The sequence below is a fragment of the Pseudomonas meliae genome, assembly GCF_001400515.1.
In the GTDB taxonomy this organism is placed as follows: Bacteria; Pseudomonadota; Gammaproteobacteria; order Pseudomonadales; family Pseudomonadaceae; genus Aquipseudomonas; species Aquipseudomonas amygdali.
Map to the genome: position 1 here is coordinate 1 of NZ_LJQT01000142.1, position 8,151 is coordinate 8,151.

8 protein-coding genes and 1 pseudogene are annotated in these 8,151 nt (G+C 58.2%); 8 read left to right on the top strand and 1 reads right to left on the bottom strand.

Annotated features, from left to right (window positions below; genetic code table 11):
* Positions 1–303: 303 nt before the first annotated feature.
* From ALO64_RS06350 to ALO64_RS06385, 8 genes are all read left to right on the top strand, one after another.
* The gene (locus ALO64_RS06350) at positions 304–1,965 is read left to right on the top strand and encodes an OFA family MFS transporter (RefSeq protein WP_002555774.1); all 1,662 of its coding nucleotides are present in this window, start codon (positions 304–306) and stop codon (positions 1,963–1,965) included.
* Positions 1,966–2,232: 267 nt separating this feature from the next.
* A complete protein-coding gene (locus tag ALO64_RS06355) occupies positions 2,233–3,432 on the top strand; it encodes an amino acid aminotransferase (protein ID WP_044344849.1) in 1,200 nt (399 codons plus the stop codon).
* Between the two features lie 92 nt (positions 3,433–3,524).
* Positions 3,525–4,118 (top strand): imidazoleglycerol-phosphate dehydratase HisB, encoded by a 594-nt coding sequence (gene hisB / locus ALO64_RS06360; RefSeq protein WP_002551454.1) that lies wholly within the window; start codon positions 3,525–3,527, stop codon positions 4,116–4,118.
* Entirely contained in the window at positions 4,118–4,756 is a 639-nt protein-coding gene (gene hisH / locus ALO64_RS06365) for an imidazole glycerol phosphate synthase subunit HisH (RefSeq protein WP_002551455.1), read from the top strand. Before hisB ends, hisH begins: the two co-directional genes overlap by 1 nt.
* Positions 4,757–4,760: 4 nt before the next feature.
* Positions 4,761–5,021 carry a DUF2164 domain-containing protein gene (locus tag ALO64_RS06370; protein ID WP_002551456.1) on the top strand — a complete coding sequence of 87 codons (261 nt, stop codon included), beginning with the start codon at positions 4,761–4,763 and terminating at the stop codon, positions 5,019–5,021.
* A gap of 107 nt (positions 5,022–5,128) precedes the next feature.
* Positions 5,129–5,866 (top strand): 1-(5-phosphoribosyl)-5-[(5-phosphoribosylamino)methylideneamino]imidazole-4-carboxamide isomerase, encoded by a 738-nt coding sequence (hisA, locus tag ALO64_RS06375; protein WP_044344850.1) that lies wholly within the window; start codon positions 5,129–5,131, stop codon positions 5,864–5,866.
* Between the two features lie 19 nt (positions 5,867–5,885).
* The gene (hisF, locus tag ALO64_RS06380; RefSeq protein ID WP_002551458.1) at positions 5,886–6,656 is read left to right on the top strand and encodes an imidazole glycerol phosphate synthase subunit HisF; all 771 of its coding nucleotides are present in this window, start codon (positions 5,886–5,888) and stop codon (positions 6,654–6,656) included.
* Positions 6,657–6,840: 184 nt separating this feature from the next.
* Positions 6,841–7,596, top strand: a complete 756-nt coding sequence (locus tag ALO64_RS06385; protein ID WP_044321813.1) for a substrate-binding periplasmic protein — start codon at positions 6,841–6,843, stop codon at positions 7,594–7,596.
* A gap of 4 nt (positions 7,597–7,600) precedes the next feature.
* Here the strand turns inward: ALO64_RS06385 and ALO64_RS25005 are convergent.
* Positions 7,601–7,841, bottom strand: a pseudogene (locus ALO64_RS25005) (serine protease); the annotation flags it as partial.
* Positions 7,842–8,151: the final 310 nt, after the last annotated feature.

The following is an 8,151-nucleotide window of genomic DNA, read 5'->3' on the forward strand; positions in this document are numbered from 1 at the left end:
ACCCGGGGCGGTTCACTTTTCTGCCTCAACTAAGGTTTTGACAGGCTTTTCCTTATCATTTAATTGATTGCATCTATGGCGTCATAGAGCGCGCGGATTAACCGATAAAATAGATAATAAAAAGCATGTAACGAGATGCTTATTTGCCATCAGACAGTGATAGTCTCCGTTTTTGCTGGCTCAGGTGCGTCTTTTTGTCACGTATCTGAACAACCTGCCGATAAAACAGACATGGCCGCTCGGCATGGAGTCTGTGGCGGACCAGCGGACCATCTGCGAGCTTCACACATTGGGGTAATTATAATGAGCACAAGCACAGCCTTGGGCGGCGACGCCGTTCAGCCTGCGTTCTTGTCCAAAGAGCGCATTATCGCCAAGCCCGGTTTCAACCGTTGGCTTGTTCCACCAGCAGCATTGGCCATCCATCTTTGTATCGGTATGGCTTACGGCTTCTCGGTGTTCTGGTTGCCGTTGTCCAAGGCCGTGGGTATTACTGCACCCGTCGCCTGTACTCCGGACATGGGTTTCTTCGCGCAGATGTTCGCGTCGACCTGTGACTGGCAGATCTCCATGCTGGGCTGGATCTACACCCTGTTCTTCATTTTCCTGGGTTGCTCGGCTGCCATCTGGGGTGGCTGGCTGGAGCACGCAGGTCCACGCAAGGCCGGTGTTGTTTCGGCCCTCTGCTGGTGTGGTGGCTTGCTGATTTCCGCACTGGGCATTTATACGCACCAGATCTGGTTGATGTGGCTGGGCTCGGGGGTTATCGGCGGCATTGGTCTGGGGCTGGGCTATATCTCCCCCGTTTCGACCCTGATCAAGTGGTTCCCGGACAAGCGCGGCATGGCGACCGGTATGGCGATCATGGGCTTTGGTGGCGGCGCGATGGTGGGTGCACCGCTGGCCACTGCGCTGATGGGTCACTTTGCCTCGGCTGAAAGCGTTGGCGTCTGGCAGAGCTTCGTGGTGATGGCGGTGATCTACTTCATCTTCATGATCGGTGGCGCGCTGGGCTATCGCGTTCCACCAACCGGCTGGAAACCTGAAGGCTGGACCGCTCCGGCTGCCAAGGCCAAGAACTCGATGATCACCAACCGTCACGTGCACGTCAGCGTGGCCTGGAAGACACCGCAGTTCCGTCTGGTCTGGCTGGTGCTGTGCCTGAACGTATCGGCCGGTATCGGCATCCTGGGCATGGCTTCGCCGCTGTTGCAGGAAGTGTTCGCCGGCAAACTGCTGGGCGTCGATCTGACCTTCAGCCAGCTCAATGCCGACCAACTGAAAGCCATTGCTGCGATTGCAGCCGGCTTCACGGGTCTGTTGAGTCTGTTCAACATCGGCGGTCGTTTCTTCTGGGCTTCGTGCTCGGACTTCATCGGTCGCAAGGCAACCTACTTCGTATTCTTCGCACTGGGCTTCCTGCTTTATGCGTCGGTTCCGACCCTGAGCCACATGGGTAGCATCGCCCTGTTCGTGGCCGCGTTCTGCATCGTGCTGTCGATGTACGGTGGCGGTTTCGCGACGGTTCCGGCTTATCTGGCTGACCTGTTCGGTACGCAGATGGTCGGCGCGATCCACGGTCGTCTGCTGACTGCCTGGGCTGCGGCCGGTGTGCTCGGTCCGGTATTGGTCAACTACCTGCGTGAGTACCAACTCGCCCACGGTGTTGCACGTGCCGATGCCTACGACATTACCTTGTACATCCTCTCGGGTCTGCTGGTGCTGGGCTTTATCTGCAACCTGCTGATTCGTCCGGTTGCCGACAAGTACTTCATGACCGACGCCGAGCTTGCGGCTGAACAAGCCATCGGTCACGACAAGGGTGCCAATGCCACGACTTCGCTGGAGTGGAAAGCATCCGCAGGCAGTAAGCCGCTGGTCATCGCCGCCTGGCTGGCCGTAGGCATCCCGCTGGCGTGGGGCGTCTGGATTACCCTGCAAAAAACCGCAGTGCTGTTCCACTAAAAGCCTGTAGGTAACAGATAAGCGCTTGCACTTAGGTGCAGGCGCTTTTTTTTGTGCGCAGAATTCTTGTTCCACGCACTCTGAATCGGATGCAGAGCGTCCCAATATAGTTGAGGCTATCGTTCCACACGCTCCAGTGTGGGAATGCCGTTCGTGACGCTCTGCGTCACCTATCTGCGGCTCAATGTGTTTGATGCACTGCCCGTTCCCCCGCAGACGCTGCTACATTAGCAACCCCTGTTTTTATTGCCTGTAGGAGTTGTTTGCATGCTAGCCCACGTGGAGTCATACGCTGGTGATCCGATCCTTTCCCTGATGGAAACCTTTGGCAAGGATTCCCGTGTGGACAAGGTCAATCTGAGCATCGGCTTGTATTACGACGCGCAGGGCCGTATCCCTCAGCTGGCATGCGTAGCAACGGCACAACAGCAACTGGCCGAGGGCGAGCAGGCGGCTTCTGTCTATCTGCCGATGGAAGGCCTGGCGGCTTATCGGCAGGCAGTGCAGACCCTGTTGTTCGGGGCGGATCACCCGCTTGTGCAGGCAGGACGCGTGGCGACCATCCAGACCGTGGGCGGCTCCGGCGCGCTGAAAGTAGGTGCCGACTTCCTCAAGTATGCCTTCCCGGACTCGCAGGTCTGGGTCAGCGACCCAACCTGGGAAAACCACAACGCGCTGTTCGGTGGTGCAGGCTTCAAGTTCAACAGCTACCCGTATTTCGATGCGCAGACTGGCGGAGTCAGGTTCGAGGCCATGCTCGATACGGTGCAGCGCCTGCCTGCGCAGAGCATCCTCCTGCTGCACCCGTGCTGCCATAACCCGACCGGTGCCGATCTGACAGTCGAGCAATGGGACCGGTTGATCGAGGTTATCAAGGATCGTCAGCTCATCGCGTTTCTGGATATTGCCTATCAGGGCTTTGGCAAAGGCATTGATGAGGATGCCTATGCCATCCGCGCAATGGCCAACGCAGGTGTTACAACGCTGGTCAGTAACTCGTTCTCGAAAATTTTCTCGCTGTACGGCGAGCGGGTAGGCGGGCTGTCGGTGGTTTGTGAAGACGCGGCCTCCTCTGCCAACGTGTTCGGCCAGCTCAAGGCGACCGTGCGCCGCAACTACTCCAGCCCGCCTGCGCATGGCGCCTTTCTGGTTTCAAAAGTGCTCAACACGCCGCACCTGCGCGAGCAGTGGCTGAGCGAAGTCGAGGCCATGCGCGTGCGCATCATCGACATGCGCACGCGGCTGGTCGAGGTGCTGGCGCAGAAGGTTTCCGGACGTGATTTCAGCTTTATCCTCAGGCAGAGCGGGATGTTCAGCTATACCGGTCTGACGCCACAGCAGGTCGATGAACTGAAAGACGTTCACGGCATTTACATGCTGCGCAGTGGCCGGGTGTGCATGGCGGGCCTGAATGAAGGCAATATCGACAAGGTATGTAACGCAATCGCGAGCCTCTTCACCCACTAAATGCCCTGCTGGTCGTCTGTTTGCTTCATGGCGGGCGCATCTGGGCCTATAATGCTCGCCTTTTTTCGCCCAATGATTTTGCGGAGCTGGTGATGGCCGAACGTAAGGCGTACGTCGAGCGTAATACTCTGGAAACCCAGATCAAAGCCTCGATCAACCTGGATGGCACCGGAAAGGCCCGATTCGATATCGGTGTGCCTTTTCTTGAGCACATGCTCGACCAGATCGCCCGGCACGGGCTGATCGACCTGGACATCGAGTGCAAGGGTGACCTGGCAATCGACGATCACCACACGGTGGAAGACGTCGGTATCACCGTGGGGCAGGCGTTCAGCCAGGCCATCGGCGACAAGAAAGGCATTCGTCGTTACGGCCACGCCTATGTGCCGCTCGACGAAGCGCTGTCGCGCGTGGTCATCGACTTTTCGGGTCGTCCGGGCCTGCAGATGCATGTGCCGTATACCCGTGCCACGGTGGGTGGCTTTGATGTGGACCTGTTTCAGGAGTTCTTCCAGGGCTTCGTCAACCACGCGAACGTGACGCTGCACATCGACAACCTGCGTGGCACCAACACTCACCACCAGATCGAGACCGTGTTCAAGGCTTTCGGTCGCGCGCTGCGCATGGCGGTCGAGCTGGATGAGCGCATGGCCGGGCAAATGCCATCCACCAAGGGTGTGCTCTGATGCAGACGGTTGCGGTCATCGATTACGGTATGGGCAACCTGCACTCTGTCGCCAAGGCGCTTGAGCACGTAGGCGCAGGCCGTGTGCTGATTACCAGTGACGCCAAGGTGATTCGCGAAGCCGACCGTGTGGTGTTTCCGGGTGTGGGCGCGATTCGCGACTGCATGGCCGAGATTCGCCGTCTGGGCTTTGATTCGCTGGTCAGGGAAGTCAGCCAGGACCGTCCGTTTCTCGGCATCTGCGTCGGCATGCAGGCGTTGCTCGACAGAAGTGAAGAGAGCGGCGGCGTGGACTGCATCGGTCTTTTTCCTGGCCAGGTGAAGTTTTTCGGCAAGGACCTGTATGAAGAAGGCGAGCACCTGAAAGTGCCGCACATGGGCTGGAATCAGGTCGCTCAGGCGGTGGATCACCCGCTGTGGCATGACATTCCGGATCTGGCGCGTTTCTACTTCGTGCACAGTTTCTACATCGATGCCGCGAACCAGCGTCAGGTGGTCGGGCGCGGTCACTACGGCCTCGACTTTGCCGCCGCGCTGGCCGACGGTTCGCGTTTTGCCGTGCAATTTCACCCGGAAAAGAGCCACACCCACGGCCTGCAATTGCTGCAGAACTTCGCTGCCTGGGATGGTCGCTGGTAATCGTATGAGCAAAACCAAGAGCAAGCCGCCGATTCTGACCCTTTCGCCCGAGCATGAGCAGCAGGCGATCGACAAGCTCAAGCGCCTGTTCGCAGAGCGCTTCGAGCTGGAGCTGGGTACGTTTGAAGTGGCTGAGGTACTGGAATTGTTCACCCGCGAGATTGCCCCGCATTACTACAATCGCGCTATTTTCGATGTTCAGCAGCAGCTCAAGGAGCGGTTCGAGAGCATCGAAAGCGACCTCTGGGCGCTCGAAAAGAATTGAATAGAAGCAGCTTTGAGCTTCAGGCTTCAAGCCGCAAGAATCAGTGAGTACGCATACTTGCAGCTAATCGCTTGCAGCTTGCCGCTCTTTTTGACCAAGGAATAAGCATGCTGATTATCCCCGCTATCGACCTCAAAGACGGTGCCTGTGTGCGTCTGCGTCAGGGCCGGATGGAAGATTCCACAGTGTTCTCCGATGATCCGGTGGCCATGGCCGCCAAGTGGGTCGACGGTGGTTGCCGCCGTCTGCATCTGGTCGATCTGAACGGTGCGTTCGAAGGACAGCCGGTCAACGGTGATGTGGTCACGGCCATCGCCAGGCGCTACCCGAACCTGCCGATCCAGATCGGTGGCGGCATCCGTTCGCTGGAAACCATAGAGCACTACGTCAAGGCGGGCGTGAGCTACGTCATCATCGGCACCAAGGCCGTCAAAGAGCCCGAGTTCGTGGCTGAAGCCTGCCGCGCGTTCCCAGGCAAGGTGATCGTCGGTCTGGATGCCAAGGACGGTTTCGTCGCCACCGATGGCTGGGCTGAAGTCAGCTCGGTTCATGTCATTGATCTGGCCAAGCGTTTTGAAGCCGATGGCGTGTCTGCCATTGTCTACACCGACATCGCCAAAGACGGCATGATGCAGGGCTGCAACATCCCGTTCACCGCGGCGCTGGCGGCGGCTACGCGGATCCCGGTGATTGCTTCGGGTGGCATTCATAACTTGGGCGACATTCAGGCGCTGTTGAATGCGAAGGCTCCGGGCATCATCGGCGCAATCACCGGTCGTGCGATCTACGAAGGTACGCTGGATGTGGCCGAAGCCCAGGCGCTCTGCGACCGCGAACAACGCTGAATAGCTGGAGACTGACCCTGTGGCCCTAGCCAAACGCATCATCCCTTGCCTGGACGTCGACAACGGTCGAGTGGTCAAGGGTGTCAAGTTCGAGAACATCCGGGATGCAGGCGATCCGGTGGAAATTGCTCGTCGTTACGATGAGCAGGGTGCAGACGAAATCACTTTTCTCGACATCACTGCCAGCGTCGATGGCCGTGACACCACGCTGCACACCGTCGAGCGCATGGCCAGTCAGGTGTTCATTCCGCTGACTGTCGGTGGCGGCGTGCGTACCGTGCAGGACATCCGCAACCTGCTCAATGCGGGCGCGGACAAGGTGTCGATCAACACGGCAGCGGTGTTCAACCCCGAGTTTGTCGGTGAAGCCGCCGCTCGTTTCGGGTCGCAGTGCATTGTGGTCGCTATTGATGCCAAGAAGGTCTCCGGCCCGGGTGAAACCCCGCGCTGGGAAATCTTCACCCACGGTGGACGCAAACCCACCGGGCTGGACGCGGTGCTCTGGGCGAAAAAGATGGAAGACCTGGGGGCTGGCGAGATCCTGCTGACCAGCATGGACCAGGACGGCATGAAGAACGGCTTTGACCTGGGCGTCACTCGCGCCATCAGTGATGCGCTGGGCATCCCGGTGATTGCTTCCGGTGGTGTCGGCAACCTTGAGCATCTGGCCGCCGGCGTCATCGAAGGCCACGCCAGTGCCGTGCTGGCGGCGAGTATTTTCCACTTTGGCGAATACACCGTTCCCGAAGCAAAGGCTTATATGGCCAGTCGCGGGATTGTGGTGCGCTGAGTACTGCGCATCAAAGCGGGCGTCGCTTGTTTCAGACCATGGGTTTGAAACAGCCGGCGCTCGCTCTGTTTCAGCCCTGTGGCATTCGAGTATTACCTGTAAGCGACATCGCCGGACAGCGCGCTAGACAGTGCGCCGGGTTCACGGCACTCTGCATGCGTCGTTCATGATCGAGTGCTGGAACATGTTCAAACGTCTATTTCTCGCACTGATCGGTGTCGGCTTGTTGCTGAATGAAACTGCGCGAGCCAGCGACTCAACGCCTTATTCCATGGTGTTGCTCACCGAGAATTTCCCGCCGTTCAACATGGCGGTCGATGGCAGGAATTTCGCGCAGGAAAACAACATCGACGGTATTGCCGCTGAAGTGGTGCGCGAGATGTTCAAGCGCGCAAACATTGGTTACAGCATGACCCTGCGTTTTCCGTGGGACCGGGTTTACAAGCTTGCCCTCGACAAGCCCGGTTATGGCGTGTTCTCCACCACTCGCCTGCCTGAGCGCGAAAAACTGTTCAAATGGGTGGGTCCGGTAGGCTCCTATGACTGGATCATGCTCGCCCGCGGCGACAGCCCCATCACGTTAACGTCGCTTGAGCAGGCAAAGAACTACAGGATTGGTGCCTATAAAGGCGACGCCATCGGCGAGCGTCTGAACGCGATGGGCCTGAACCCGATTTTGATGCTGCGTGACCGGGATAACGTGAAAAAGCTCGCCAATGGTCAGATCGATCTTTGGGCCGTGGGCGATCCGGTTGGCCGCTATCTGGCGAAACTGGAAGGGGTCACGGGGTTCAAGACCGCGCTGCGTTTCAACAGCGCCGAACTTTACCTGGCAGTCAACAAGAGCACGCCTGACGACGTTGTGGCTCGCCTGCAGAAAGCCCTCGACCAGATGCGTGCCGAGGGTTGGGTCGACGCGGTCAAGACGCGCTATCAGTAATCGCTCAACCTGCTGCGGGAAGGGTGTCTTCGCGTACATTGGAAGGCTGCCCATTGATGTCATGGGCGTAAGTGCAGATCTTCAACGGCAGCAGTGTCTGGCGGGCCCACCTTGACCGTGTAATGGTCGATCGGGCGATGTTCGTACGACCAACTGACCGATAATGCGCCTAACCGGTTTTTCCCAATAACCACCTGTGGCTCGGGCGTCGGTCCCGCCAGCTGCAGTTCTATGGCAAGCGCAAGCGGCTGGATGCCGTCCTTGATAACGGTGTCCTGCTCTCCGTTGTGGAGACCTCATCCTTTAAGCCGGAATTGATCGGGTTATCAAGGCTGAAACGGCGCGGGACATGGAAAACAGACCTTGCCTACTTTGCGTGCGGAACGTGCTGACTCGGTTTTGGCGGGATCAACGGTAAAATCCGTCAGCGTCATGTCTGGAAAGGCGAGCGCAGATTGGCGAAAGCCAATTATATGCAATTAAGAGCTATTTATATGCATCATAAGTGTTGCCGGCGCTACATAGGTGTTGCATATTGATGTTGCCGAAACGGTA